Genomic DNA, 25,456 nt, shown 5'->3' on the forward strand with positions numbered 1-25,456 from the left:
TGCATTCTCAACTTTTGGAACGTTCCAATTTTTGAGCTAAAAAGCTCGGCGTCTTACTTCGGCAGCCACCAGTTCTGCCGCTCACCGATATGCAGTTGGACGGTTTTCTGCTCGGTGTAATCTTCAACTGCGTGGTGACCCAGCTCACGGCCCAGACCGGAATCGCGGAAGCCACCAAACGGCAGTTCGGCGAAGCCGTCCAGGAAGGTGTTGACCCATACGGTACCTGCGTCGATTTTCCGGGCAGCCTTCAGGCAGACATCAATGTCTTTGCTCCATACAGCAGCCGACAGGCCATAGCAGGTGTCGTTGGCCAGCGCGATGGCTTCGTCTACCGATTCGAAGGTCAGTACCGACAGCACAGGGCCGAATACTTCTTCACGGGCGATGGTCATCTCCGGGGTTACACCGGTAACGATGGTTGGTTGCAGGTAGAGGCCGCGCTCGGTTTCATGACGTTCGCCACCCAGGCTGATGGTCGCGCCTGCCTTACGGGCTTCTTCGATTGCGGCCTGGATACCGCCGAGTTGCATCTCGCTGATGATCGCGCCGACTTTTACGTCTGGGTGCAGAGGGTCACCAACCGGCACTTGGCGAGCACGCTCAATAACTGCCTCGGAGAAGCGCTCCGCGATGTCTTTGTGTACCAGGATGCGGCTGCCGCTGTTGCAGCACTCACCGGCGTTGAAGTACACGCCGAATACGACCGCATCCACTGCTGCATCCCAGTCGCAGTCAGGGAAGATGATCTGTGGGTTTTTGCCACCCAGTTCCAGCGAGACCTTCTTCAGTGCAGCACCGGCTTCGGCGGCGATCAGACGACCAACGCGAGTGGAGCCTGTGAACGAGACCATGTCGACTTTCGGATGACCAACCAGCGGCTGTCCTACAGCCGGGCCCAGACCGGTAACGATGTTTACGACGCCTTTAGGCAGGCCAGCTTCGACCAGGATCTCCCCCAGCATCAGGGTAGTGCCGTTGGTGAGCTCGCTTGGCTTGATAACAGCGGTGCAACCAGCCGCCAGCGCAAACGGCAGCTTCTGGCTCAGGATCCAGATCGGGAAGTTCCAAGGGGTGATCATCGAGACCACACCGACCGGCTGACGCAGAACCACGCCCAGATGCGACTCACCCAGGGTGTTGTAGCTTTCGCCGTGCAGGGTACGAGCCAGGGAAGCAGCATATTTCCACAGATCAACGCAGCCGCTCACCTCACCACGAGCCTGGCTCAGTGGTTTACCGGTTTCCAGGCATTCGATCAGGGCCATCTCTTCCACGCGAGCGGAGATGCCTTCTGCAACCTTGAGCAGCACTTCAGCGCGCTCACGACCCGACATGTTCGGCCAAGTACCTTCGTCAAAGGCAGCACGTGCGGCATCTACAGCACGCTCGGCATCACCTTGGGCAGCGTCAGGATAGATACCCACCACGACATCATGAGCAGGGCTACGACGCTCAGCGCTTGCACCGCTGTGCGCTTCACACAACTCGCCATCAATCAGCATGCGGCCTTTGTAAGGCTGGCCAATGATCTGGGTGGTGTTTTCTACGGTCAAAAATTGCATTTCAAACTCCTTGGTAATCTGCTGGACGACGCTCGCTGAAGCTGGCCAAGCCTTCTTTAGCGTCTACGGTGGTGGCGGCGAGTGCGCCGGCCATTCCCTCGAGCACTGCGGCTACATTGATGCCGGTGCCCGCGTCGATAAGTTGTTTGGTCAGTTGCACCGAGATCGGTGCCTGTTTGCTGATCTGTTGCGCCAATTCCAAGGCATGGTTCAGCGCATTCCCAGGCTCGCAGACGTCCTGTACGAGCCCTACACGCTGGGCCTCGCTCGCATTAATGCGGCGACCGGTAAGTGCCATCAACTTGACCTGGCTTGGGCCGATCAACTTGACCAAGCGTTGGGTACCCGACCAGCCCGGGCAGGTGGCGATCCCGGCCTCAGGCAGGGCAAAGGTCGCTGCAGGATCGGACACACGAATGTCCGCAGTCGCCAGCAGCTCCAAGCCGCCGCCGAAGGCATGGCCATTGATGGCAGCGATAACAGGCAAGCGAAGATTGGCCCAGGCATCAAAGACACGATGCCCATCGCGAACCCACTGACGCCACATATCGAGAGGCTGCAAGCCCGACCAAACCCGGATGTCGGCGCCAACACAGAATGCGCGTTCGCCACTGGCGGTCAGCACTACAGCCCGCAGGTCAGTGCGCTTGTCCAAATCACTCGCAATGTTGCCTAGCGCGGTGATCATTTCAGGGGTCAGGGCGTTCAGCTTCGCTGGACGCTCGAGGGTGACGATTGCCACGTGACCCTGGATCTCAAGGGAGACGATGCCTTCAGCGCTCATGCTTGACGCTCCTTCAGTTGCAGGCCCATCAGGGCGTCGGTGAACAGTGCCGGGTGCATGACACCCACCTTGTCAGCGACCAGCAGTGGGAACTCGGCTTCGGCGAGCACATCTTTCTCCAGGTCGATGCCTGGCGCGACCTCAGTAACCATGAGCCCTTCAGCGGTGAGTTTCATTACGCAGCGTTCAGTCACGTAGGTCACATCTTGACCACGCTCAAGCGCCATGCGACCGCTGAAGGTGACGTGATCCACTGCCTCGACCAGTTTGCGCGACTTACCTGGCTGCAGAATTTGCAGTTCGCCGTTGCCCACTTCGAGCTTGGCACCAGCTGTGAAGAAGCCGGAGAACACGATGCGCTTGGCGTGAGTAGTGATGTCCACAAAACCGCCGCAACCAGCAGTCAGGTACGGCTTGCCTGGCAGCTTGGAAACGTTGACGTTGCCGTGACGGTCGATCTGCAGGAACGACAGCAGAGTCAGGTCGAAGCCACCGCCCTGGAAGTAGGTGAACTGGGCCGAGGACGGCATGATGGCATCAGCGTTGGCTGCACAGCCGAACGAGAAGCCCAGCAGTGGCATGCCACCCACAGCGCCTTGCTCGATCACCCAAGTTGCTGCTCCGTTGTGGCCTTCCTCGAGAAGGACACGAGGCACGTTGGCGGAGATGCCAAAGCCCAGGTTGACAGCCATCCCCTGCTCCACATGCAGAGCAGCACGACGGGCAATGACTTTTTCCGGATTGAAAGGCGCGGTCTCGAAAGTCGATTCCGGCTGTTGGATTTCACCGCTGATGGCCGGATCGTAAGCGACCTGGGTGGTTTGCATCTGGTTCGGATCTACTACTACGTGATCGACCAGATTGCATGGCACATGAACGTGGTGAGGCTTGAGCGAGCCAGCACGAACCACTCGCTTGACCTGGGCAATGACGATGCCACCGTTGTTGCGCACTGCCAGAGCCTGGTCAAGTGCACCGAGGAGACCCCCTTCATGTTCGAAGGAAAGGTTGCCGCGCTCGTCCGCAGTCGTCGCGCGAATGATCGCGACCTTCGGGATGACGGTTGGGAAGAACAGCCACTCTTCGCCAGCAAACGAAACTTTCTCTACGATCGGATGCTCAGCGCCGAGATCATTCATGGCGCAACCCTGGCGGGAAGGATCAGCGAACGTATCGAGCCCTACCTTGGTCAGTACGCCAGGACGCTTGGCGGCGGCATCTTTGTGGAGATCGAACATGATGCCGCTGGGTACGTTGTACGCCGCGATTTCGTTGTCGGTGATCATCCGCCAGATCTCTGGCATCGGCAGCGAGGAAGGGCCACTTGGGTAAGAACCCGCCATCACCTTACTGATCAGGCCAGGTTGTGCGAGGTGCTCGATCCCCTTGATGCCGTACATGTCACCAGCTGCGATCGGATGCAGCATGGTCAGGCCAGCGGGATGAGCAGTGTCACGGTAGCGTTGCCCAAGGGCGGCCAGCACTGCATCAGGGCATGCAAGACCACTGGAAGAGCTGACGGTAACCGTGTCGCCGTCGTGGATAAGGCTCGCAGCCTGTTCAGCAGTGATGAGCTTTTTCATAAATCCTTACGCCGTATGGAATTTTGGAATGGCAGCGCCTAGGGGCGGCTGTCCCTCAATGTCTTGGGCTGAAACTTGCGATGTTCGCGAGCACGGCCAGGCCAAGCGCGCCTGCAAACGGATCAGCGCTCACCTCAGTGAGAACGGATGGTGCAGGAGCAGCCAAGGAGTTGGTCGGGGATTGAAGCGAAGAGGAAGGACGCACTGAAGTACGCAAGCGAAGCAGGGAGAGCAGAGAGTAGACAACGTTCATGACGGCCACCATTTTTTGTTATTCAATCGTTCCATATTGTTTTTGGAACGTTCCAAAAAGGTAAATTGCTTGATTTACGCTGTCAACACCCTTCGTCGGCTGAAGCGCTTTTGCAATGATTCTCAATAGCGGGAAAAGGAGACGATTTGTGGGAAAAAAGCCAAGAGAATCGGCAACATCGTCGATAATCGGCTAGCAAAGAGCGGTATAAAATTGGTACGTTTGGAACGTTCCTATCCCGATCCCAGTAGAGATTTTTCCGTTGAGCACGCGACTGAGCGAAGAAAAGGTCACCATCACCGATATCGCTAAAGCGAGCGGTGTGTCGAAATCCACCGTTTCGCTGGTTCTGAACAACAGCCCTCTCGTCCGCCCTGCCACCGCAGAGAAAGTTCGCGCGACTGCAGAGCAGCTTGGTTACGTGTACAACCGAAGCGCCGCTAACCTTCGCCAGGGTGTGTCAAACGTCATAGGGATGGTGGTGAATGACCTGAGCAACTCCTTCTTCGTGGAGTTGCTGATCGGGGCCGAACGGAAAATGCTGGAGTCCAGTTACATCACCCTCCTCGCCCACACCGCTGAAGATCAGAATGTGCAGCGCCAGGTACTCGCCTCGATGCGAGAACACAAAGCTGCCGGCATCATCATCTGTCCGACCTTTGAGACTCCCGTGGAACTCGTCGCCTCCCTCCGGCAGTGGGGGCTTCCATTTGTGACGGTGATGCGCTCGTTAGGAGGTGAGGACACTGATTTCGTCGGCGCTGATAATTATGTAGGGATACAGATGGCGACTCAGCATCTGATTGACCTTGGCCACAAGGATATCGCCTTCATCGGCAGAAACAGCACTTATGCTGTCAGCATGGAGCGTCTCCGCGGTTACAGCGACTGCCTCGAAAAGAATGGCATCACACCGAATACCGATTGGATGATCGAGACTGCGATCAGCCTTGCAGGTGGAAAGGACGGCATGAGCCGTCTGCTTGACCAAGAACACCGACCCACTGGAGTCGTTTGCTACAACGATCTCATCGCAACAGGTGCTCTGAGCGAGCTGGGTAATCGCGGCCTGAAGGCAGGGGAAGACATCGCTTTGGTTGGCAGCGATGGCACTGCCGCATCGGCTTACTGCAGCCCTCCTCTGACGACGCTTGCTCTTGAGCCCGAGCGCCTCGGGGAGATAGCGAGTGAGATGTTGCTGACTCGACTGAAGAACCCAGAGGCACCGCCCATGAAATATCTGCTGAAACCGAGACTGATCGTTCGCGACACCTGTGGTGCCCATCGGGTAAAGCGCTGAGCCCAAACAACTTCGAATAAACGGGCGTCACTTCATTTCAGTACTGAACAAGAGCGGCGCTCATACCTCAGGAACCAAACCAGCCGTAGTTGAGCCATCTACGATCGAGGCCTCCGTGCGCCCGAGCGTCCATTTTTCACTGGAAGCACGCATAAAGGCATTCAGCTTCTGCCCTCTCATGAAAGTCGCCTCAATAGTATCAACACAAGCCCAAGATGGATCTCCTCAAGCCTCATGCACTCCTGCACCATTGAAAAGCTGTGTTCATTCGCACTTACATTCAAGTAAAAGGTACTGACTCATGAAGTGGGGACTTATTGGGGCGAGCACAATCGCACAAGAATGGATGATCGAGGCGATTCGCAGCATCGGAGACGAAGTTTCTGCCGTGGTCAGCGCAAGTGAATCTCGCGCCGAAGATTTTGCAAAACACAACGGCATCAAAAAATACGGAACTAGCGTAGAGGAACTGCTGCTGGACCCAGACATTCAAGCCATCTACGTCTCTACTCAAAATCACCTGCACAAAGTGCAATCGCTTAAAGCAATTGGCGCAGGCAAGCACGTTCTCTGTGAAAAACCTCTGGCCTTGAGCGTGGCCGATGCTGCAGAAATGGTTTCGGCTGCAGAAGAGGCAGGCGTGGTATTCGCGACCAACCACCACCTTCGTAATGCTGAAAGCCATAAAGCTCTGCGACGAGCAATACAAGGGGGGATGATTGGCAAACCCCTGGCCGCCCGTGTCTTCCATGCCGTGTCCCTTCCCCCTCACCTTCAAGGATGGCGGATCGCCGATTCGGATAATGGTGGCGGTGTGATTCTGGACATCACTGTTCACGACACAGACACCCTGCGATTCATCCTGAACGATGACCCCGTCGAAGTAACAGCCCTCACCCAGGCAGGTGAGCTAAGTGTAAACGGGGTCGCCGACTCAGTAATGGGCGTGATCCGTTTCAAATCCGGCCTTCTGGCGCAATTCCACGACGCCTTCACCGCCAAATATGCCGAAACAGGCATCGAGATCATAGGCACTGAGGGAACGCTAGTGGCCCGCAATGTGATGACGCAGTTTCCAGAAGGTGAGGTCGTTCTGATTAACCAAGCTGGTTCCCGCAAGCTTTTCCTGGAGCACGCCAACCTTTATGAGACAGCAGTTCGCGATTTCAGTGAGGCTGTTGCCGGGCGCTCGCAACCCGCTGCATCCGGGGTTGATGGCCTCTGGTCACTCGCCACAGGCATAGCGGTTGTCGAATCCGCAAACACTGGAAAGGCTGTGCCAGTTGTACTCGAGTAATTCCTGACTGAGGCGCTGAGCGGCAACCCGGTAATGGCCCTTTGTTTAAAAATGCGGTCTCACGCCAGGTTGCCTGAACACGACCTGAAATACGACACACCCACCCGGGACATTGTCTTTCCCCCGGCCACCCGCCACACTCTGCGGGCCAGCCAGGAAGCGGAGTCCAGAGTGCCCACGCCACGTCAGTTCAGCAAGAAGACCAGCACCAGCAACATGCTGCGGCTGAAATCCACCAGCGCCAATGCCCAGGCCCCCTATCGGGTTGATTTCGTCCTGCTCGAACATTTCTCGATGGCCAGCTTCACCGTGGCCATGGACGTGCTGGTCACAGCCAACCTGCTGCGCGCCGACAGCTTCCAGTTCACCCCGCTGTCGATGGATGGCGACCGCGTCACCAGCGACCTGGGGTTGGAGCTGGTGGCCACCGAGCTGTCCGCCGGGGCGCTGAAAGAACTGGACCTGTTGGTGATCTGCGGCGGCTTGCGCACCCCACTGAAGTACCCTGAACTCGACCGCCTGCTGGACGACTGCGCCGCCCACGGCATGGCCTTGGGCGGCCTGTGGAACGGTGCCTGGTTCCTCGGCCGCGCCGGGGTGCTGGACGACTATGGCTGCAGCATCCACCCCGAACAGCGCGCCAGCCTGTCCGAGCGCAGCCCGCAAACCCGCATCACCCCGGCCAGCTTCACCCTCGACCGCGACCGCCTCAGCGCCGCCAGCCCCAATGGCGCCATGGAGCTGATGCTGGGCCTGGTGCGCCGGCTGTATGGCGACGGGCTGGCTGAAGGCGTGGAGGAAATCCTGTCGTTCTCCGGGGCCCGCTACCGCCAGGTTGGGCCGGGGGCGAAGAAGTCCATGAGCCTGCACCTGCGCACCATCGTCGAGCTGATGGAGAACAACCTGGAAGAAACCCTCAGCCTCGACCAGCTGGCCGCCTACAGCGGGCGCTCGCGCCGGCAGATCGACCGCCTGTTCCAGGCGCAGTTGGGCACCTCGCCACGGCGCTATTACATGGAACTGCGCATCACCAAAAGCCGCCGGCTGCTGCAATATTCGGACTTGTCAGTGATGGAAGTGGCAGTCGCCTGCGGGTTTGTCTCGGTGTCGCACTTCAGCAAGTGCTATGCGGCGTACTTCGGCTACCCGCCGTCGCGCGAGCAACGGCTGGGCGAGTGAGTGGGAAAAACTCAGATTTAACCCCTTCCTTGTAGGGCGTTTCCCAAAGATACTTCCTGCCATTGTGGTGTCCGGAGTTGCGCTCTAGTCTCGAGTGGTCGTTGCTAATCAACGACCGGCTTTGACAGGCCGACTCAAATGACAACCTCATGGCTTTGCTTGTTATGGCGGCTGTGCGTGGGGCACTTTCGAGTGCGCCGGGTTTCCTCAATTTGACCGGTCTGTCAACCCGCGCACAGCCGCCGCCCTTTGTTTGACAGCAAATGGTGGCGGCTCAAATCCGCAAATTGAGGGTTAGAGCATGCTGAAGATTGTCCCCGATCCACCCCGCCATCCCCATTCCCTCGAAGACACCCTGATCCAGGCCACCGACTACGCGTTATGCGCAGCCACCGTGGTGCATCAGGCGTTGCTGCTTCAGCCCAGATCACCGGCTTCGATCCTGATGATGACCTCGATGCATGAGCTGGAGGCGCTGCAGGCTTTGCTTGAGTCGGCCTTGGTACAGGTGCAGATGCCCGCAGAGCCCAGGACTTCGCACTAAGGCTTGATTGAGGTGTTGTCTTGGCGGGCCCTTTCGCGGGTAAACCCGCTCCCACAGAGTCATCACATGCCCCATGACCTGCACCGTACCTGTGGGAGCGGGTTTACCCGCGAAAGGGCCCGCCCAGGCACTGGAGAATTTTCAGGGGATTGAACAATGGCAACAGAAGACACCCAGTTCACCGTCGGCAAGACTACTTTCTACCAAGGCGAAAACGGCACGCATCCACTGTTCCGTATCGAGCCAGGCATTCCTTGTCGGGATGCTCGCGAACAATCGTCGGAACTGATGGGCTATGTCCGTGAGTTGACCATCACCGGCCTGATGGATGAAAAACCGATGATGATCTGGGCCGCTCACTACCTAAGCGCTATGGCCAAGGCGCTGATGGATGATGCTGAGTTGGGCATGAAGCAGTGAGGGCTTACCTTCAGGGTGTGAGAAGGCTGCAAGGTGTTCGCCGCAGCAGTTTCTGCGTCTGTTAAACCGAGCGCCGCCCACGCGGCGCTCAGTTTCATGGGCGCCGAATACCTACCGCCCTACTTAGGCGCAGATATAGCGCAATACGGCGTCACAAATCATGGCTTTGTGGCGTAGCTTGACCTGGTCGTCAGACAGGTCGATCTGGAAGATCTCGCCAAAGGTATGGCGGTTCGACACCCGGTAGAAGCAGAACGAGCTCATCAGCATGTGCAGGTCGATCACTTCGATGCCGGCGCGGAACACACCTTCCTGCACGCCACGGTGCAGGGTGTTGCCCAGGGCCTCGAGCACCAGGCTGCTCATTTCGCGGATCGCCGGCGACTGCTTGACGTACTCGCCATAATGGATGTTTTCGGTGCAGATGATCCGCACGAAATCGACGTTGCGGTCATGGTGATCGAAGGTGAACTCGACCAGCCGGCGGATCGCCTGCTCAGCCGGCAACGACTCCAGGTCCAGGCTTTGCTCGGTCTTGCGGATATCGCCGTACAACTTCACCAGGCACTCGCAGTACAGCTGCTCCTTGCTGCCGAAGTAGTAGTAGATCATGCGTTTGGAGGTAGCGGTGCGCTCGGCGATGGCGTCGACGCGCGCGCCGGCCAGCCCTTGCTGGACGAACTCGTTGATGGCTGCCTGGAGGATGTCCTCGCGTGTTTTCTCGGGGTTGTTCTTGCGCGTTTTGCGCCCCCCTTCGGTTTCAGGCTGGCCAAGGCTGATTACGGAATCACTCATACCCACTCACAGGCTATTTATTGGAATACGGGGATTATCCGCGAGCGCAGCCATGCAGGGAAGCACGCTGTTGGTCGGGTAGCCATAATGCATTGCGGCTGGCCGGCCTTGATATCGCGCCGTGCAACCCGCTAGCCTGCCTGCCCCTGCCCTGGATGGACCCTGCCTCATGCAACCGCGCGACCTCGCCGCCTACCTGTTCCTGGCCATCGCCTGGGGCTTTTCGTTCCTGGTGTTGCTCAAGGTGGTGCATGCCTTTGGCTGGGTGGGCGCGGTCAGCCTGCGGGCACTGATTGCCAGCGCCACCCTGGCGGCCCTCGCAGCCCTGCTGGGCCGCCCGCTACGCCTGCGCCCGCTGCTGGTGCCCTTGCTGGTGGTGGGCGCGACTACGGTGGCCGGGCAACTGATCGGCATGTCATACGCCACCCCTCGCATCGGCACGGCGATGGCGGCGATTTTTGTCGCCACCATTCCGCTGTTCTCGATGCTGATCGGGCGGGTGTGGGGGCTGGAGAAAATAACCCCGCAAGGCCTGGCCGGGCTGCTGCTGGGCATTGTCGGCATCGCCATACTGGTCGGCTTTCCGGCCAGGCCGGTCGATGACGACTTCATCCACGGCTGCATCGCCTCGCTGCTGGGTGCCATCAGCGCCGCCTACGGCAGTAATTACGCCAGCCTGCACCTGCGCGGCCAGGACCCGTGGACGGTCACCGGCGGTGCGTTCCTGGCGGGCGGGCTGCTGACCCTGCCGCTGTTGCTGGTAGTACCGGTGCCCAGCGTGCCACAAGCAGGCGACTGGCTTTACCTGCTGATCAGCGGCGCCGTGATGAGCGCTACCACCTACGTGTTGTACTTTGGCCTAGTGGCCCGGATCGGCGCCACCCGCGCCATCAGCGTGGAATTCGTGGTCACGCTGGTGGCGGTACTGGTGGGCGCGTTGTTTCTCGATGAAGCCCTCAGCCTGTTGCAGGCGACGGGCGGCTTGGTGATTCTACTTGGCTGCATGCTGGTGCTGGGCCTGCTGCCAGCCCGCAAGCAGCGCCTGCCCAGCTAGCGCTGGGCGGTGTCACGCGCCGGTGGCGGAGTCAGGTGCAGCACGCGGTTACGCCCGCCTTCGGCCAGCAGGTAGCCGCCCTTGCCGTCCGCCACGATCGACTGTGGCGCCTTGAGGAAGGTCAGCATGGCGTGCTGGACGCCGTCAGCGTCGATGAGCAACAAGCGTGCGCGGTGGGTGTTGTCTTCGCTGATCCACAGGCCACGCTGGTCACAGAACAGGAAGGTGGGGTTGCGCAGGCCATCCACCACCACCGGGTCCTTGCCATCGTCAGACAGGGCGCGAACCTTGCCATTGGCTTTTTCGGTGTACAGCAAGCGGCCGTCGTTGCAGCGGGTAAGGCCTTCGGTTTCGGTCAGGCCGGAGCGCAGCACATCAAGCTGGCCGTTGGCCCAGTCATAACGCATCAGGCGGCCATTACCCTTGCGGTCTTCGATGGCATACAGGTGGTCGCCGTCATTCCACAGGCCCTGCACGCTTTCACCGTTGAACAGGTGGGTAACCTGGCCATCGCGGGCCAGGCTTACCGGCGCCTGGCCACCCTCCTGGCTGAACACCCATCCGCCCTGTGCCGCGACCATGCCGTCGGGCTTGGACAGGTTATCGATTACCACAACGCGGTCGCCTGTTGCTGTGATCTTGAGGATGCTGCCACGGCCGTCGTCCAGCTCGCGGCTGACCAGCAGGCTGCCATCCGCTTGCGGCAACAGCGATGCGGCCTTGGCCACGTCACGATGCAGCACCTCGACATCCCAGCCGGTGGCAGCCTGGACCGGGTAGAAACTCTGCCAGGCGAAGAAACCCAGGGTAGCGGTGAGCAAGCCGGTAGTAGCGGCCAGGGCGATGCGGGTGCTGCGTTTGCGCAGGAATTGCGGCATGGAGGGCTCCTCGGGAATGCCGGGATGCTAGCAAGCGAATGTGAAAAAAATGTCGAAAGAATGCAAACCGTTACAAAACAAAAGGATATAAAAATAACAAAACAATCTAACGAAACGGAATATAAAAATTGAAAGCCAAACGCCACCTCCTTAGTCTGGGCGCATCGCTTCCCACCCGGTTTCAAGGAGCAACCCCATGCCAATCCGTGCCTTCTCCCCCCTGCGCCGCCTGCTGATCGGCGGCCTGCTGGCCAGCGTCGCCAGTGCCCTGCTGCCCTGGTCCGAAGCCCTGGCCGACGACGCCAAGACCCTGCGCATCGGTTACCAGAAGTTCAACAGCATCAACATCCTCAAAGGCAGCGGCGCCCTGGAAAAGGCCCTGGCCCCGCAAGGCGTGAAGGTCAGCTGGCACGAATTTGCCGCCGGCCCCCAGTTGCTCGAAGCCCTCAGCACCGGCGCCATCGACCTTGGCCACGCCGCCGACGCCCCATCGGTGTTCGCCCAGGCCGCCGGCAAACCGGTGGTGTATCTGGCCGCCGAACAGCCTTATCCACGCGGTATCGGCCTGGTGGTGCGCGAGGGGGACCACCTGGCCGGCGTGCAGGACCTGAAAGGCAAACGCGTAGCCACCGGCCGTGGCTGGAACGCGCAGTACCTGCTGGCCGTCGCGCTGGAACAGGCCGGTCTGAGTTACCAGGACATCACCCCCGCCTACGTCAACAACGCTGCCGATGCCGTGGCCGCCTTGCAGTCGGGTAGCGTGCAGGCCGTGACCCTGTGGGACCCGTTCCTCGCCGCAGCAGAAAGCCAGCCAGGCCTGAAAAACCTGCGTGACGGCAGCGGCCTGTCCAACAACCGCACCTTCTACCTGTCCACTGCCAGCTACGCCGACCAGCACCGTGCGCTGCTGAAAACCTTCTTTACCGAGCTGGGCAAAGTCAGCCAGTGGGCCAACGCCAAACCTGCAGAAGTCGCAGCACTGCTGGCCCCGCAGCTAGGCATCACCGCCAACGTGCTGGAAGTGGCCAGCGAGCGCCGTAACTACAACGCCGTGGCCATCACCCCGCAGATTGTCGCCGAACAACAGAAACTGGCTGACACCTTCCAGGGCCTGGGCCTGATCCCACACAAGTTGCAGGTGGCCGACGCGGTCTACCCGGCATCCGTGTTGCCTTGAGTGGAGCGCACCTGACATGCCCCGCCCGATCCGCTTCAACGCTTTCAGCATGAACGCCGCCAGCCACCAGTCCCCCGGCCTGTGGCGCCACCCACGCAATACCAGCGTGGCCTTCAACCGCCTGAGCTACTGGACCGACCTGGCCCGCCTGCTGGAACGCGGCCTGTTCGACGCCCTGTTCATTGCCGATGTGCTGGGCATCTACGACGTCTACCAGGGCGGCCCCGAAGCCGCCTTGCGCGGTGGCGTGCAGGTACCGGTCAACGACCCGCTGCTGCTGGTGCCAGCCATGGCCGGGGTCACCGAGCACCTGGGGTTTGGCGTCACCTTTTCGCTCACCTACGAGCACCCCTACCCCTTCGCCCGGCGCATGTCCACACTCGACCACCTGAGCAATGGCCGGGTCGGCTGGAACATCGTCACCGGCTACCTCGACAGCGCCGCCCGCAACCTTGGCCTGGCGCGTCAGCTGGGCCACGACCAGCGCTACGACCTGGCCGAGGAATACCTGCAGGTGCTGTACAAGCTGTGGGAGAAGAGCTGGGACGACGACGCGGTGCTGCTGGAGCGCGACAGCGGGCGCTACATCGAGCCAACCCGGGTGCACCCGATCAACCATGTGGGCGAGCACTTTCAGGTGCCCGGCATGCACCTGTGCCAGCCGTCACCGCAGCGCACACCGGTGCTGTTCCAGGCCGGCGCTTCGGCACGCGGCCAGCAGTTTGCCGCGCGCCACGCCGAATGCGTGTTCATCAGCGGCCCGACCCCCACCGTATTGCGCCGCTACGCCGACGGCATCCGCCAGGCCAGCGAGGCCGTCGGGCGAGGCCGCGATGAAGTGCTGATCTATGCCCAGGCGCTGTTGATCGTAGCCCCTACCCGCGAAGAGGCCGAGGCCCGCTTCGCCGAATACCGTAGTTATGTCGACCTGGACGCTGCCCTGGCGCTGCTGTCGGGCTGGACCGGCATCGACTTTGCCGGCCTCGACCCCGATGCGCCCATCGAATACGTCGAAAACGACGCCGGCCGCGCTGCCCTGGCCGCGTTTACCGCCGCCGACCCGAACCGCCGCTGGACCGTACGCGAGGCCGCCGAGTTCGTTGGCCTGGGTGGTCGCGGCCCGGTACTGGTAGGCGCCGCCAGCGAGGTCGCCGACCAGCTGGAAAGCTGGCTGGACCAGACCGGCATAGACGGTTTCAACCTGACCTACGCCGTACAGCCGGACGACCTGGCCAATGTGGTCGAGTTGCTGGTGCCCGAGCTGCAACGCCGTGGCCGCTACCCGTCGGGCTACTGCGAAGGCACCCTGCGCCAGAAACTGTTCGGCCAAGGCGATCGACTGCCGGAACAGCACGCTGGGCGCCAGGTCGACATTCAGCGATCAAATACCGGGTATTCCAACATTTAATTTGTGGATGGCGCGCGCTCGACCCTATTCTGTTGCCACATCCCCTGCGCCGCACCGGCCGGTGCGGTTCACGGCATGGGGAGAGAACAACAAGTCGAGATTGTCCATGTCGAACCATTCGTACTTCGCCCCCCACGGTGGGCACCCGGCTCAAACCGAGCTGCTGACTGACCGTGCCATGTTCACCGAAGCCTATGCCGTCATCCCCAAGGGCGTGATGCGTGACATCGTCACCAGCCACCTGCCGTTCTGGGACAAGATGCGCATGTGGGTCATCGCCCGCCCGCTGACCGGTTTTGCCGAAACCTTCTCCCAGTACATCGTCGAGCTGGCCCCGGAAGGCGGCAGCGAACGCCCTGAGCTGGACCCTAATGCAGAAGCCGTGGTGTTCATCGTCGAAGGCGAACTGGACATCACCGTTGAAGGCAAGCACCACACCCTGGTACCGGGCGGCTACGCCTTCCTGGCCCCAGGCGCCGAGTGGAGCCTGCGCAACAACAGCAAGTCCAACGTCACCTTCCACTGGCTGCGCAAGCACTACCAGAAAGTTGAAGGCCTGGACGTACCGGAGTCGTTCGTCACCCACCGCGACAACGCCACCGTCATCGAGATGCCGGGCACCGAAGGCCGCTGGAAAACCACCCGTTTCGTCGACATGGCCGACATGCGCCACGACATGCATGTGAACATCGTCACCTTCCAGCCGGGTGGCGTGATCCCGTTCGCTGAAACCCACGTGATGGAACACGGCCTGTACGTGCTGGAAGGCAAGGCGGTATACCGCCTGAACCAGGACTGGGTCGAAGTGGAAGCCGGCGACTTCATGTGGCTGCGCGCCTTCTGCCCGCAAGCCTGCTACGCCGGCGGCCCAGGCAACTTCAGCTACCTGCTGTACAAAGACGTGAACCGTCACGTACACCTGACGCTGAACCCTAAGCGCTAAGCCCAGGCTGATGCCCGCAAGCCCGCCAACCTGGCGGGCTTTCTGTTTGCCGCGCATACTCAAACACCCATCCCCTGCGCGGTACCGGCCATGAACCGCTGCCTGCTGCTCGCTGCCCTGTTGCTGTGCACCCCTGCTCCAGCCGCCGAAGACTGGAACCTGGCTTACGACCGCGAAGGCATACGCGTCTATCTCAGTGGCGTGGCCGACTCGTCCTACCAGCAATTTCGCGGTGTGAGCACCATGAAAGCCAGCGTGCGCACCCTCACCGACCTGCAAGAGAACCTGCGCGTAGCCTGCAAGTGGCTGTACGCCTGTGACCAGATGCGCTTGCTGGAGGTGGATGGCGCCAACACCTGGGTGTACCTGACCACCAACTTGCCGTGGCCGACGATGCCGCGGGACATTGTGCTGAAGGTGACCAGCGAACGCCTGGATGACGGCACCTTGCTGCGGCGCCTGAGCGCCGAGCCTGGCAGGATCCCCGAGGTAAAAGGGCTGATCCGCGTGCAGCACCTGAGCGGCGAGTGGCGGATGAAACCGCTGGGCGAGCGAAAGACCGAGGTGACGTACCAACTGCAGGCAGACCCGGCCGGGGATGTGCCGGGGTGGCTGGCGAACCGGTTCGTGGTGGATGCGCCGGTGGTGACGTTGCGCACCTTACGGGCTGTTGCCGAGCGCCAGCCCTGAAGCGTACTGGAATACCTGCACCGGCCCCTGTAGGAGCGGCCTTGTGCCGCGAAAGGGCTGCGAAGCAGCCCCGGGTTCAGCGTAAATGCACAAATTGCTGGGGCTGCTTTGCAGCCCTTTCGCGGCACAAGGCCGCTCCTACAAAGGCCAGTGCAGGTTCAGACAGCGGTAGCTGTCTGCGGTTGGGCAGAGGCTTTGGTTCTGCGCCGGTAGGCCAGCAACAGGCCCGCATACCACAACGGCATCACATACAACGCGGTGCGGGTGTCCGGCTCCAGCGCCAGCAGGCACAGCACGAAGATCAGGAACAGCTGCGACAGCGCGGCGGTGACCTTGCCGCCAGGCAGCTTGAACTTCGACTGCGCGTGCGCCTGCGGGTTTTGCCGACGGTAAGCGAAGTAGGACAGCAGGATCAGCGACCAGGTGACGATGATCATCACGGCAGAAATGGTCGACACCAGGGTAAACACCGTCATCACTTCAGGAATGACGAACAGCAGCGTCAGCGCAATTGCCATGCATACCCCCGAAAACACCAGCGCACGCACCGGCGTACCCGAGCCGGACAGCCGCCCGAACGCCGTCGGCGCCTGCTGCTGATGCGACAGGCCGTAGAGCATACGCGAGCCCGAATAAACGCCACTGTTGGCCGACGACGCAGCCGAGGTCAGCACCACGAAGTTGATGATGCCAGCAGCCGCGGGCAACCCGCCCAGCAGGAACAACTCGACGAACGGGCTTCGGTTGGCCGGCACATTGGCCCAGGAGACCACACTGATGATGCACACCAGCGAACAGATGTAGAACAGCAGGATGCGCACCGGGATGGTGTTGATTGCCTTGGGCAGGGTCTTCTCGGGGTCCTTGGCCTCTGCCGCCGCAGTACCGATCAGCTCAGTGCCGACGAAGGAGAAAATCGCGATCTGGAACCCGGCGAGGAAGCCGAGAATGCCATGCGGCATGACCACGCCTGGCGCCACCAGGTGGCTGAACGAGGCCGTCACGCCGCCGGGCGTGGTATAGGAGGTGGCGACCATCACCAGGCCGGTGACCACCAGCAACACGATGGCGACAATCTTGATCAGGCCGAACCAGAACTCCACTTCACCAAAAGCCTTCACCGCCAGCATGTTCAGGCCCAGTAACAGGAACATGGTGGCAAATGCCGGCAGCCAGGTAGGTACATCCGGGTACCAGTACTGCACGAACCCCGCCACCACCACCACGTCGCCCACTGCCGCCACCACCCAGCTGAGCCAGTACGACCAGCTGAGGATGAAGCCAGCCCGCGGCCCCAGGTAGTTGTGTACCAGGTCGGCAAATGACTCCATCTGCAGGTTGGCCAGCAGCATTTCGCCCATGGCGCGCATGATGCAGAACACGAAAAAGCCAGGATGATCGACGTGCCGGACAGCGCAATGATCTTGCCCGAGCCCATGAACAACCCGGTGCCGATGGCGCCACTGATCGAAATAAGCTGGATGTGGCGGTTTTCCAACCGTCGCTTGAGCACTCGGCCCTCTTCTGGCGCGGTGCTTTGCGAATTGCACGTTTGATGCATAGTCAACCTCTTATTCTTTTTTTGTAAAACTTCAGCGCCCCGCGCCGCACCAATTAATTGGCACTAAGGTACAGGTTCCCTGTCATTGAAAATAACAAAAGCGCAGATAATAACGAAGACAGACACTCATGCCCGGTGCAACTTCGCAGCGGGATATTTTTATTGTTTGAAACGCCCCTTGAGTGGTGCGCCTGATACGGTTGTGCAAAAAACGGTTTCATTCTGCCAGCGGCCTTGGCCAAGCGGAACGCTACAGAATGCGCACAGCCAAACGGATTTTTTGCACTGTGGAAAGCCTGGGTGACAGTTTGCGCAATGCACCTGTCAAACGGCCTGACCCAGCGGTCACATTTTGTAGGTCGAGAGCAGGATGCTGGTCTCGGTATTCTCGATGTGCGGGATCGAGCGGATGGTATTCAGCGCCCGGTCGAACGCTTCAAGGGTGTCGGCGCGCAGCTCTGCCATCAGGTCCCAGCGACCATTGGTGGTGTGGATGGCCACCACATTGGGATGCCCGCGCAGCGCGTGTTTGACCTCTGCGGCGTGGTGGCCGCTGATGCCGATGCTGGTAATGGCCCGCACGCCCTGGTCCAGCGCATCGGAGCGCAAACGCACCGTGTAGCCGATGATCACGCCCTGCTCTTCGAGCCGGCTGATGCGGTTTTGCACCGTCGCCCTGGCCACCTTGAGCTTCTTCGCCAGGGTCAGCACGGGGGTACGGGCATTGTCCCGCAACAGTGCAATCAGTTCCCGATCGATAGTGTCCATATGCCTGCCAAATAATCAGATTGCTACTTTGGGGTGGCAGATTGTCTAGAAAGTTGACGAAACTGGCAACCTGCATTCTTCCTGTTGACGCAACCTTTCATCAAAATGTTCGAGCGGCGACACTTCAATAATCCCCAGCGTTTACCCTGCAATGCCTGAGGGCCAGCGCACAATAACAAGGTGCAAGAGCATGACGTATTTCATTGATGTTCCAACCATGTCGGAATTGGTACATGACATTGGCGTGGCGCCGTTTATTGGCGAACTGGCCGAGGCCCTTCGGGACGACTTCAAACGCTGGCAGGAGTTTGATAAATCCGCACGGGTTGCCAACCATTCGGAAGTGGGCGTGATCGAACTGATGCCGGTCGCCGACAACAGCCGCTACGCCTTCAAATACGTCAACGGCCACCCGGCCAACACCGCTCGCGACCTGCATACGGTGATGGCCTTCGGCGTGCTGGCCGATGTCGAAACCGGTTACCCGGTGCTGCTGTCCGAACTGACCATCGCCACCGCCCTGCGCACCGCTGCGACATCGCTGATGGCAGCCCAGGCACTGGCCCGACCGAACTCGCGCAAGATGGCGCTGATCGGCAACGGCGCGCAAAGCGAATTCCAGGCGCTGGCCTTCCACAAGCACCTGGGCATCGAAGAGATCGTCGCCTACGACACTGACCCGCTGGCCACCGCCAAGCTGATTGCCAACCTCAAGGAATACAGCGGCCTCACCATCCGCCGGGCCGGCTCGGTGGCCGAGGCCGTGAAAGGCGTGGACATCATCACCACGGTGACGGCCGACAAGGCCTACGCCACCATCATCACCCCCGACATGCTCGAACCCGGCATGCACCTGAATGCCGTGGGCGGTGACTGCCCGGGCAAGACCGAACTGCACGCCGATGTGCTGCGCAACGCCCGGGTGTTCGTCGAGTACGAGCCGCAAACCCGTATTGAAGGCGACATCCAGCAGTTGCCAGCGGACTTCCCGGTGGTTGACCTGTGGCGCGTGCTGGGCGGCGAAACCGAGGGCCGCCAGTCTGACAGCCAGGTCACCGTATTCGACTCGGTGGGCTTCGCCCTGGAGGATTACACCGTACTACGTTACGTATTACAGCAAGCAGAAAAGCGCGGCTTGGGCACGAAGATCGACCTGGTGCCATGGGTGGAAGACGACCCGAAAGACCTGTTCAGCCACACCCGCGGCCGCGCCGCAAAAAGCCGCATCCGACGCGTTGCCTAACCCAGCTCCCTACCCGGTACTTCCAGATGGCATTCCCAACGCGTTCGATTCAAGCACCTGCAGCAGTGGTCATGGTGCGGCCACATGCCTTCACGCCCAACCCGGAAACGGCAGCCGACAACTCGTTCCAGCGCAGCAGCCCCGACATCGCGGCGCAGGCCCTGGCCGAAGTAGCACGCGATGAAGTCACCCAGGCCGCGGGCAGGCTGGAGGCCGAAGGTGTGCGCGTGCACCTGTTCGACGACTTCGGCGAACACAACACCCCGGACTCGGTCTTCCCCAACAACTGGTTTTCCACCCACCCCGGGGGGCACATTGCGATCTACTCGATGTACTCGCGCAACCGCCGCCGCGAACGGCGCGCAGATGTGATCGAGATGCTCAAGCACGACTACCGCGTGCAGGACGTAATCGACTATTCGGGGCTGGAGCAGGACGAACTGTTTCTTGAAGGGACCGGCGCCATGGTGTTCGACCACCTGTCGCGGGTGGCTTATACCGCGCGTTCCAACCGCGCCGACCCGATAGCCCTGGAGCGCTTCAGCACGCACTTCAACTTCGAGCCGATGGTGTTCGATACCGCCGACGAGCAAGGTACGCCGATCTACCACACCAACGTACTGATGTGCGTGGCGACCGAGTTTGCACTGGTGGGTTTTGGCACGTTTACCAACAAGGCGCGGGCCGAGGAAGTGCGCATGCGGCTGATCGAGTCCGGCCGCGACGTGATTGACCTGAGCAACCAGCAGATCAGCCAGTTTGCCGGCAATGCCATCGAACTGTCCGGGCGTGACGGGCGCATTCTGGCGCTGTCACGCAAGGCCTTCGACAGCCTGACCGGCGAGCAACGCCAGCGCATCGAGCGCTCGGCACGGCTGGTACCGCTGGACGTGCCCACCATCGAGATGGCCGGCGGGTCGGTGCGCTGCATGATTGCCGGCATTCACCTGTCGCCACGCCTGGCTGCGGTGCAGCCGTTGCCGCATTGACACGCACCCTTGTGGGAGCGGGTTCACCCGCGAACACCGGCGAAGCCGGTGCCATGCACCGCGCTGGATTCTTCGCGGGTAAACCCGCTCCCACAAGGGGCGGGTAATCGCCTGCATTCTATGCAAGGCAGATACCACAACGGCCACGCCGAATCGTCAGATCCCACCCCCCGCCAGCAGTTGCGTCATGACCTCGGCCAACGCCTTGACCATCACATCGGCCGTCGGCCGGTGGACAATAACGATTTCATAGCTGTCGACCTCCGGTAGCCCCTGCCCTGCCCCCAGCACCCGGTGCTCACCCGTGGCCGCCCTTGGCGGCAGCAGGCTGATGCCCATGCCATCGGCAACTGCCGCCTGGATACCGCTGAGGCTGGAACTGGTAAAACTGATGCGCCAGCGCCGGCCCATGCTTTCGATAGCGTTGATCATGTCCTCGCGGTACAGGCCGCGCGGCGGGAAGGTCACCAGCGGGATCGGGTCCAGCTCGAAGGCGGGGGTGCGCGCACTGTCGATCCATTGCAGGCGCTCGGGCCAGCAAGCCACGCCCTCCCGGGTGTTGCGCCGCTGCTTGAGCAGCACCAGGTCGAGTTCACCGTTGTCGTAGGCCTGGCTGAGGTCGCGGCACAGGCCGCTGGTCACTTCCAGCTTCACTTGCGGGTGCAGCCGGCTGAACGCCGACAGCGCATTGGTGGTGCGCCCGCCAACGAAGTCCTCGGGCACGCCGAGGCGGACGGTGGTACCGACCATCGCCCCGGCCAGGGCTTCGAGCATCTGGTCATTCAGCGCCAGCATGTGCCGGGCATAGCCGAGCAAGGTCTGCCCGGCGTCGGTCGGCAGCACATCGCGGTTACCCCGCACCAACAGCCGATGGCCGACCATGTCTTCCAGGCGGCGCACCTTCTGGCTGATGGTCGATTGGGTCGAATGCAGGCGCGCCGCCGCCGTGGTGAAGCTGCCGCAGTCCGCCACCACCACAATGGCGCGTAGCAGGTCGAGGTCGAACAGGGCCCTATTCGATTTCACGCTGATAGACATCTTGGTATTCAACTACTGAATGGCAAGACTGCGTTCTATCACGGCTAGTCGCCGAGGGCCACACCTTCACGCCGCGGGTCGGCGCCACCGGACCAGCCCTCGCCGCTGCGCTGGATGATCTGCATGCCGCTGGTCATGGTCATCGTTGTCACCTCATGGCCCCAGGCCGCCAGTTGGCGGATCAGCGCCCGGCTGGCCAGCCCGGCCTCCACTTCGGTGCCGGCATTGCGGCTGCCGAAGTTGGGCAGGCCGGCGGCCCGCTGCGGGTCGAGTTGCCAGTCCAGCAGGCCGATCAGCGCCTTGTTCACGTAGCCAATGATCTGCGAGCCGCCCGGTGAACCAAGGCTGGCCACAAGCTGGCCGGAGGCGCGCGAAAACACCAAGGTCGGCGCCATCGCCGACAGTGGCCGCTTGCCCGGCTGCACCCGGTTGGCCACGGGCTTGCCGTGCTCCTGGGGGATAAACGAAAAGTCGGTCAGATGGTTGTTGAGCAAGAAGCCCTTGACCATCAGGTGCGAACCGAACGCGGCCTCCACCGAGGTGGTCATGGCCAGTGCCTGGCCGCTGTCATCCACTGCGCTGAGGTGCGAAGTGGAAATGCGCAAAGGCGAGCGATCGGGTGCCAGCGCCAGGTCGGCGCCTTGCGGCTGGCCCGGGCGGGCACGCTTCATGCTGTGCTCGCCGATCTGCGCTGCTCGGCTGGCCAGGTAGGTGGCGTCGGTCAGGGCCTTGACCGGGACCGGCACGTAATCGCTGTCGGCCAGATACTGAGCGCGGTCGGCGTAGGCCAGGCGCTCGGCCTCGGCGATCAGGTGCACGGCCAGCGGCGGTGCCTCCAGGCCTGCCGGGGACGTGTTCGCCAGCGGCCGCAGCGCCGCCAGGTCGCGTTGTGGCGTGGCGCGCTGCACGGCTTCAAGCATGCCCAGCGTCTGCAACACCGTCACCCCACCCGACGATGGCGGCGGCATGCCGCAGATGCGCCAGGCCTTGTAGGGGCCGCACACCGGTTCGCGCTCCTTGGCGCTGTACTGCTCAAGATCCTGCAACGACAGGTAACCGGCATTGGCATGGCTGCGCACTTTGGCCACGATGGCCCGGGCAATCTCACCGGTGTAGAACGCCTGGGGACCGTGCGCGGCAATCTGCTCGAACGTTTGCGCAAGCTCGGGGTTGCGCAACGTCGTGCCCACCGCCAGCGGCTTGCCCTTTTCATCCAGGAAGTAGCGCGCCATGGCCGGTGAACGGGCAATGTACGGGTCGCCCGCCACCAGGGTGTGAAGGCGTTCGGAAACCGGGAAACCATTACGAGCCAACTTGATGGCCGGGGCAAAAAGTTGCTGCCAAGGCAGCTTGCCGTGCTGCTCGTGTGCCAGCTTCAACGCGCGCAGTACACCGGGCACACCCACTGAGCGCCCGCCGATCTGCGCCGACCTGAACGGCATCGGTGAACCATCGGCTTGCAAGAACAGTTTTTCCGTTACCTGCGCCGGGGCTGCCTCGCGGCCGTCGAAAGCCTGCACGCGCTTGCCGTCCCAGTACAGGATAAATGCCCCGCCACCGATGCCGCTGGATTGCGGCTCGACCAGGGTCAGCACCAGTTGCATGGCGATGGCCGCGTCGATGGCGCTGCCACCGGCACGCAGCATCGCCCGCCCCGCTTCGCTGGCCAGCGGGTTGGCGGCGGCGACCATATGCCGGTTGGCGTGCACAGGCTGCAGGCCGGTGCGGTAGCCGGAGGCCAGTTCGGGTGGGGCGGGCAACACCTGATCGGCACAGACCCACCCACTCGCGACCGCCAGGCACAGCGCGCTCATCAGCGGTGTGGAGAACTTCATCGTTTTGTTTCCTGCCTTGTCTATTCAGCAGACCACTGTCGGTCATGCGCAAACTTAACTTCAAGACTTGGTGTGATTTTTCTAGGATGCAGGCAGGTCAATCAGGAGCCACCCCATGCGTAGATCACTCGCAACCCTGCTGTTCGCCCTGCTCACCAGCCTTGCCGCCCACGCCGAGAACACCCCCATGGACCAACGCCTGCACAACGCCGCCCGCCAGGACGACGTGCGCACCCTGCAACAGTTGCTGACACAAGGTGCCCCACTGGACAGCCGTGATGAGCAAGGCCGCACTGCCCTGCTGGTGGCCACCCACGGCAACCAGGTTGCGGCGGCCCAAGCGCTGATCGAGGCCGGTGCCGACGTGAACGCGAAAGACAATATTGATGACAGCCCTTACCTGTATGCCGGCGCCCGGGGCCTCAACGACATCCTGCGCCTGACCTTGAGCCACGGTGCCGACCTGAAGAGTACCAACCGATACGGGGGAACGGCGTTGATCCCTGCGGCTGAGCGCGGCCATGTCGAGACGGTGCAGATGCTGATCGATGCCGGCGTGGACGTGAACCACCTGAACCGCCTGCACTGGACCGCACTCATGGAGGCAGTGATCCTGGGGGATGGCGGGCCGCGCCATGTGGAGATTGTGCGCCGGCTGCTGGCGGCGGGCGCGGATCGGCAGATCGCCGACAAGGACGGGGTTACCGCGCTGGAGCATGCGCGCCAGCGCGGGTATCGAGAAATGGAGACCCTGCTGGCCCAATAGGCAAGGTATGCATGGCACGGGCTTCGCCCGTGATCGCCGGCAAGCCAGCTCCCACATTGACCGCATCAATTCAAGTCATGTGCAGTACCTGTGGGAGCTGGCTTGCCGGCGATGAGGCCAAGACGGGCAGCACAGAGCCTCAGACCACTTCTTCGTACGGCAGCCCCACATAGTTCTCGGCAATGTTCAGCAGCCCCGCCGGCGAGTTCAGGAAGTACTCGCGGTCAGCCTCCTGCATCTTCTGGTCCCAGGCATCCTTGTGGCTGCCGAAGTCGTGCAGCAGCTGGGTCATGAACCAGCTGAAACGCTCGCCCTTCCATACCCGGCGCAGGGCCAGCGGCGAATAGTGCTGAAGCAGGTCGGTACGCCCTTCGCCGTACACCTTGACCAGGATGCGATAGAGGTAGTTGACGTCCGAGGCTGCCAGGTTCAGGCCTTTGGCGCCGGTGGGTGGGACGATGTGCGCAGCGTCACCCACCAGGAACAGGTGACCGTACTGCATGGGCTCGACCACCAGGCTACGCAGCGGCGCGATACTTTTTTCCAGGGCTGGGCCAGTGACCAGGTCAGCCGCTACGTCGGCGGGCAAACGGGCTTTGAGTTCGTCCCAGAAGCGCTCGTCAGACCATTCCTCGACGCGGTCCTGCAAAGGTACCTGCAGGTAGTACCGGCTGCGTGTTTGCGAGCGCTGGCTGCACAAGGCGAAACCACGCTCGTGGTGGGCGTAGATCAGTTCGTGATTGACCGGCGGTGTGTCCGACAGCAGGCCCAGCCAGCCAAACGGATAAACCCGTTCGTACTGCTTCAGCACGCCCTCGGGGATGCTTTGCCGCGACACGCCATGGAAGCCGTCACAGCCGGCGATATAGTCGCAGTCCACCCGGTGCACAAGGCCATCTTTTTCGAAGGTCAGATACGGCTTCTCGCCCTTCAGTTCATGGGGCTGGACATTGCTGGCGGAATAGATGATCGGTGCACCGCTGGCTTCGCGGGCCTGCATCAGGTCACGGGTGACTTCGGTCTGGCCGTACACCATCACCGTCTTGCCACCGGTCAGCGCCTTGAGATCCAGGCGCTGACGGCGCCCGCCAACCAGCAGCTCGACCCCTTCGTGCACCAGGCCTTCACGGTCCATGCGCTCGGCCACACCGGCTTCGCGCAGCAGGTCGACCGTGCCTTGTTCCAGCACACCGGCGCGGATGCGGCCAAGGACGTACTCGGGCGTCTGGCGCTCGACGATGACGTTATCGATACCGGCCTTGTGCAGCAGTTGGCCCAGCAGCAGGCCAGACGGACCTGCACCAATAATTGCAACCTGAGTTTTCATTGTTGTTGTCTCTGTTCGGACGATGCCGGCCCTGGACTGGCAGTGGGGCGGCATCTGCT

23 protein-coding genes and 1 pseudogene are annotated in these 25,456 nt (G+C 61.5%); 14 read left to right on the forward strand and 10 right to left on the reverse strand.

Annotated elements, in window-relative coordinates; translation table 11 throughout:
• Positions 1-53 precede the first annotated feature (53 nt).
• The 3 genes from ABOC32_RS19190 to ABOC32_RS19200 are packed head-to-tail and all read right to left on the reverse strand — an operon-like array spanning position 54 to position 3,932.
• Positions 54-1,565: an aldehyde dehydrogenase family protein gene (locus ABOC32_RS19190; protein ID WP_426808417.1), complete on the reverse strand. Its 1,512-nt coding sequence runs from the start codon at positions 1,563-1,565 to the stop codon at positions 54-56.
• A gap of 1 nt (position 1,566) precedes the next feature.
• Positions 1,567-2,349 carry an enoyl-CoA hydratase/isomerase family protein gene (locus tag ABOC32_RS19195; protein ID WP_426808418.1) on the reverse strand — a complete coding sequence of 261 codons (783 nt, stop codon included), beginning with the start codon at positions 2,347-2,349 and terminating at the stop codon, positions 1,567-1,569.
• Complete coding sequence (locus ABOC32_RS19200; RefSeq protein ID WP_426808419.1) at positions 2,346-3,932, reverse strand: acyl CoA:acetate/3-ketoacid CoA transferase; 1,587 nt, start codon at positions 3,930-3,932, stop codon at positions 2,346-2,348. The genes ABOC32_RS19195 and ABOC32_RS19200 overlap by 4 nt, the downstream gene beginning before the upstream one ends.
• A 515-nt stretch (positions 3,933-4,447) precedes the next feature.
• Here ABOC32_RS19200 and ABOC32_RS19205 point away from each other — a divergent pair.
• From ABOC32_RS19205 to ABOC32_RS19225, 5 genes are all read left to right on the forward strand, one after another.
• Complete coding sequence (locus ABOC32_RS19205) at positions 4,448-5,485, forward strand: LacI family DNA-binding transcriptional regulator (RefSeq protein ID WP_426808420.1); 1,038 nt, start codon at positions 4,448-4,450, stop codon at positions 5,483-5,485.
• A 301-nt stretch (positions 5,486-5,786) separates the two neighbouring features.
• Positions 5,787-6,782, forward strand: a complete 996-nt coding sequence (locus ABOC32_RS19210; RefSeq protein WP_426808421.1) for a Gfo/Idh/MocA family protein — start codon at positions 5,787-5,789, stop codon at positions 6,780-6,782.
• 171 nt (positions 6,783-6,953) lie between these two features.
• Positions 6,954-7,961 carry a GlxA family transcriptional regulator gene (locus ABOC32_RS19215; RefSeq protein ID WP_049277485.1) on the forward strand — a complete coding sequence of 336 codons (1,008 nt, stop codon included), beginning with the start codon at positions 6,954-6,956 and terminating at the stop codon, positions 7,959-7,961.
• Positions 7,962-8,262: 301 nt separating this feature from the next.
• Positions 8,263-8,505 carry a hypothetical protein gene (locus ABOC32_RS19220; RefSeq protein WP_426808422.1) on the forward strand — a complete coding sequence of 81 codons (243 nt, stop codon included), beginning with the start codon at positions 8,263-8,265 and terminating at the stop codon, positions 8,503-8,505.
• A gap of 156 nt (positions 8,506-8,661) precedes the next feature.
• Positions 8,662-8,925: a DUF3077 domain-containing protein gene (locus ABOC32_RS19225; protein ID WP_426808423.1), complete on the forward strand. Its 264-nt coding sequence runs from the start codon at positions 8,662-8,664 to the stop codon at positions 8,923-8,925.
• Between the two features lie 123 nt (positions 8,926-9,048).
• On the opposite strand, the gene ABOC32_RS19230 is transcribed toward ABOC32_RS19225, so the two are convergent.
• Positions 9,049-9,720, reverse strand: a complete 672-nt coding sequence (locus ABOC32_RS19230) for a TetR/AcrR family transcriptional regulator (RefSeq protein ID WP_426808424.1) — start codon at positions 9,718-9,720, stop codon at positions 9,049-9,051.
• A gap of 169 nt (positions 9,721-9,889) precedes the next feature.
• Between ABOC32_RS19230 and ABOC32_RS19235 the strand changes: the two genes are divergently transcribed.
• Positions 9,890-10,774 (forward strand): DMT family transporter, encoded by an 885-nt coding sequence (locus ABOC32_RS19235; RefSeq protein WP_426808425.1) that lies wholly within the window; start codon positions 9,890-9,892, stop codon positions 10,772-10,774.
• Here the strand turns inward: ABOC32_RS19235 and ABOC32_RS19240 are convergent.
• On the reverse strand, positions 10,771-11,652 hold the full coding sequence (locus tag ABOC32_RS19240; RefSeq protein WP_426808426.1) for a hypothetical protein: 882 nt from the start codon (positions 11,650-11,652) through the stop codon (positions 10,771-10,773). The genes ABOC32_RS19235 and ABOC32_RS19240 overlap by 4 nt on opposite strands.
• 196 nt (positions 11,653-11,848) lie before the next feature.
• Between ABOC32_RS19240 and ABOC32_RS19245 the strand changes: the two genes are divergently transcribed.
• The 4 genes from ABOC32_RS19245 (at position 11,849) to ABOC32_RS19260 (ending at position 15,870) form a co-directional block, all read left to right on the forward strand.
• On the forward strand, positions 11,849-12,829 hold the full coding sequence (locus tag ABOC32_RS19245) for an aliphatic sulfonate ABC transporter substrate-binding protein (protein ID WP_426808427.1): 981 nt from the start codon (positions 11,849-11,851) through the stop codon (positions 12,827-12,829).
• Between the two features lie 16 nt (positions 12,830-12,845).
• Positions 12,846-14,237, forward strand: coding sequence for an LLM class flavin-dependent oxidoreductase (locus ABOC32_RS19250; protein ID WP_426808428.1), 1,392 nt, complete (start codon positions 12,846-12,848; stop codon positions 14,235-14,237).
• Positions 14,238-14,343: 106 nt separating this feature from the next.
• On the forward strand, positions 14,344-15,180 hold the full coding sequence (locus ABOC32_RS19255; protein ID WP_016499386.1) for a bifunctional allantoicase/(S)-ureidoglycine aminohydrolase: 837 nt from the start codon (positions 14,344-14,346) through the stop codon (positions 15,178-15,180).
• Between the two features lie 90 nt (positions 15,181-15,270).
• Positions 15,271-15,870, forward strand: coding sequence for an START domain-containing protein (locus ABOC32_RS19260; RefSeq protein WP_426808429.1), 600 nt, complete (start codon positions 15,271-15,273; stop codon positions 15,868-15,870).
• A 158-nt stretch (positions 15,871-16,028) separates the two neighbouring features.
• Here ABOC32_RS19260 and ABOC32_RS19265 read toward each other — a convergent pair.
• Positions 16,029-17,338, reverse strand: a pseudogene (locus ABOC32_RS19265) (amino acid permease).
• Between ABOC32_RS19265 and ABOC32_RS19270 the strand changes: the two are divergent.
• Entirely contained in the window at positions 17,265-17,426 is a 162-nt protein-coding gene (locus tag ABOC32_RS19270) for a hypothetical protein (protein WP_426811674.1), read from the forward strand. The pseudogene ABOC32_RS19265 and the gene ABOC32_RS19270 overlap by 74 nt on opposite strands.
• Positions 17,427-17,776: 350 nt before the next feature.
• Here ABOC32_RS19270 and ABOC32_RS19275 read toward each other — a convergent pair whose 3' ends face one another.
• On the reverse strand, positions 17,777-18,199 hold the full coding sequence (locus tag ABOC32_RS19275) for an Lrp/AsnC family transcriptional regulator (protein ID WP_426808430.1): 423 nt from the start codon (positions 18,197-18,199) through the stop codon (positions 17,777-17,779).
• A 190-nt stretch (positions 18,200-18,389) separates the two neighbouring features.
• On the opposite strand from ABOC32_RS19275, the gene ABOC32_RS19280 reads away from it, so the two are divergent.
• Together ABOC32_RS19280 and ctlX are read left to right on the forward strand one after the other, a co-directional pair.
• Complete coding sequence (locus ABOC32_RS19280; RefSeq protein WP_426808431.1) at positions 18,390-19,442, forward strand: ornithine cyclodeaminase; 1,053 nt, start codon at positions 18,390-18,392, stop codon at positions 19,440-19,442.
• 26 nt (positions 19,443-19,468) lie between these two features.
• Positions 19,469-20,431, forward strand: coding sequence for a citrulline utilization hydrolase CtlX (ctlX, locus tag ABOC32_RS19285; RefSeq protein ID WP_426808432.1), 963 nt, complete (start codon positions 19,469-19,471; stop codon positions 20,429-20,431).
• A gap of 156 nt (positions 20,432-20,587) precedes the next feature.
• Here the strand turns inward: ctlX and ABOC32_RS19290 are convergent, their stop codons facing one another.
• On the reverse strand, positions 20,588-21,469 hold the full coding sequence (locus tag ABOC32_RS19290; RefSeq protein WP_016487399.1) for a LysR substrate-binding domain-containing protein: 882 nt from the start codon (positions 21,467-21,469) through the stop codon (positions 20,588-20,590).
• Positions 21,470-21,513: 44 nt separating this feature from the next.
• Entirely contained in the window at positions 21,514-23,304 is a 1,791-nt protein-coding gene (ggt, locus tag ABOC32_RS19295; protein WP_426808433.1) for a gamma-glutamyltransferase, read from the reverse strand.
• Between the two features lie 115 nt (positions 23,305-23,419).
• Between ggt and ABOC32_RS19300 the strand changes: the two genes are divergently transcribed.
• On the forward strand, positions 23,420-24,070 hold the full coding sequence (locus ABOC32_RS19300; protein ID WP_426808434.1) for an ankyrin repeat domain-containing protein: 651 nt from the start codon (positions 23,420-23,422) through the stop codon (positions 24,068-24,070).
• A gap of 139 nt (positions 24,071-24,209) precedes the next feature.
• On the opposite strand, the gene pobA is transcribed toward ABOC32_RS19300, so the two are convergent.
• Positions 24,210-25,397, reverse strand: a complete 1,188-nt coding sequence (gene pobA, locus ABOC32_RS19305) for a 4-hydroxybenzoate 3-monooxygenase (protein ID WP_426808435.1) — start codon at positions 25,395-25,397, stop codon at positions 24,210-24,212.
• Positions 25,398-25,456: the final 59 nt, after the last annotated feature.

Origin of the sequence: Pseudomonas sp. WOUb67, from assembly GCF_050058005.1 — a bacterium.
Taxonomy (GTDB): domain Bacteria; phylum Pseudomonadota; class Gammaproteobacteria; order Pseudomonadales; family Pseudomonadaceae; genus Aquipseudomonas; species Aquipseudomonas putida_R.

Bases quoted from the DNA above. Each gene is read 5' to 3' on its own strand.
- ABOC32_RS19270 (WP_426811674.1), top strand. From the start codon at position 17,265: ATGATCGACGTGCCGGACAGCGCAATGATCTTGCCCGAGCCCATGAAC.
- ggt (WP_426808433.1), bottom strand. From the start codon at position 23,304: ATGAAGTTCTCCACACCGCTGATGAGCGCGCTGTGCCTGGCGGTCGCG.
- ABOC32_RS19195 (WP_426808418.1), bottom strand. From the start codon at position 2,349: ATGAGCGCTGAAGGCATCGTCTCCCTTGAGATCCAGGGTCACGTGGCA.
- ABOC32_RS19240 (WP_426808426.1), bottom strand. From the start codon at position 11,652: ATGCCGCAATTCCTGCGCAAACGCAGCACCCGCATCGCCCTGGCCGCT.
- pobA (WP_426808435.1), bottom strand. From the start codon at position 25,397: ATGAAAACTCAGGTTGCAATTATTGGTGCAGGTCCGTCTGGCCTGCTG.
- ABOC32_RS19280 (WP_426808431.1), top strand. From the start codon at position 18,390: ATGACGTATTTCATTGATGTTCCAACCATGTCGGAATTGGTACATGAC.
- ABOC32_RS19210 (WP_426808421.1), top strand. From the start codon at position 5,787: ATGAAGTGGGGACTTATTGGGGCGAGCACAATCGCACAAGAATGGATG.
- ABOC32_RS19190 (WP_426808417.1), bottom strand. From the start codon at position 1,565: ATGCAATTTTTGACCGTAGAAAACACCACCCAGATCATTGGCCAGCCT.
- ABOC32_RS19255 (WP_016499386.1), top strand. From the start codon at position 14,344: ATGTCGAACCATTCGTACTTCGCCCCCCACGGTGGGCACCCGGCTCAA.
- ctlX (WP_426808432.1), top strand. From the start codon at position 19,469: ATGGCATTCCCAACGCGTTCGATTCAAGCACCTGCAGCAGTGGTCATG.
- ABOC32_RS19300 (WP_426808434.1), top strand. From the start codon at position 23,420: ATGCGTAGATCACTCGCAACCCTGCTGTTCGCCCTGCTCACCAGCCTT.
- ABOC32_RS19245 (WP_426808427.1), top strand. From the start codon at position 11,849: ATGCCAATCCGTGCCTTCTCCCCCCTGCGCCGCCTGCTGATCGGCGGC.
- ABOC32_RS19260 (WP_426808429.1), top strand. From the start codon at position 15,271: ATGAACCGCTGCCTGCTGCTCGCTGCCCTGTTGCTGTGCACCCCTGCT.
- ABOC32_RS19275 (WP_426808430.1), bottom strand. From the start codon at position 18,199: ATGGACACTATCGATCGGGAACTGATTGCACTGTTGCGGGACAATGCC.
- ABOC32_RS19200 (WP_426808419.1), bottom strand. From the start codon at position 3,932: ATGAAAAAGCTCATCACTGCTGAACAGGCTGCGAGCCTTATCCACGAC.
- ABOC32_RS19225 (WP_426808423.1), top strand. From the start codon at position 8,662: ATGGCAACAGAAGACACCCAGTTCACCGTCGGCAAGACTACTTTCTAC.
- ABOC32_RS19290 (WP_016487399.1), bottom strand. From the start codon at position 21,469: ATGTCTATCAGCGTGAAATCGAATAGGGCCCTGTTCGACCTCGACCTG.
- ABOC32_RS19250 (WP_426808428.1), top strand. From the start codon at position 12,846: ATGCCCCGCCCGATCCGCTTCAACGCTTTCAGCATGAACGCCGCCAGC.
- ABOC32_RS19230 (WP_426808424.1), bottom strand. From the start codon at position 9,720: ATGAGTGATTCCGTAATCAGCCTTGGCCAGCCTGAAACCGAAGGGGGG.
- ABOC32_RS19220 (WP_426808422.1), top strand. From the start codon at position 8,263: ATGCTGAAGATTGTCCCCGATCCACCCCGCCATCCCCATTCCCTCGAA.
- ABOC32_RS19235 (WP_426808425.1), top strand. From the start codon at position 9,890: ATGCAACCGCGCGACCTCGCCGCCTACCTGTTCCTGGCCATCGCCTGG.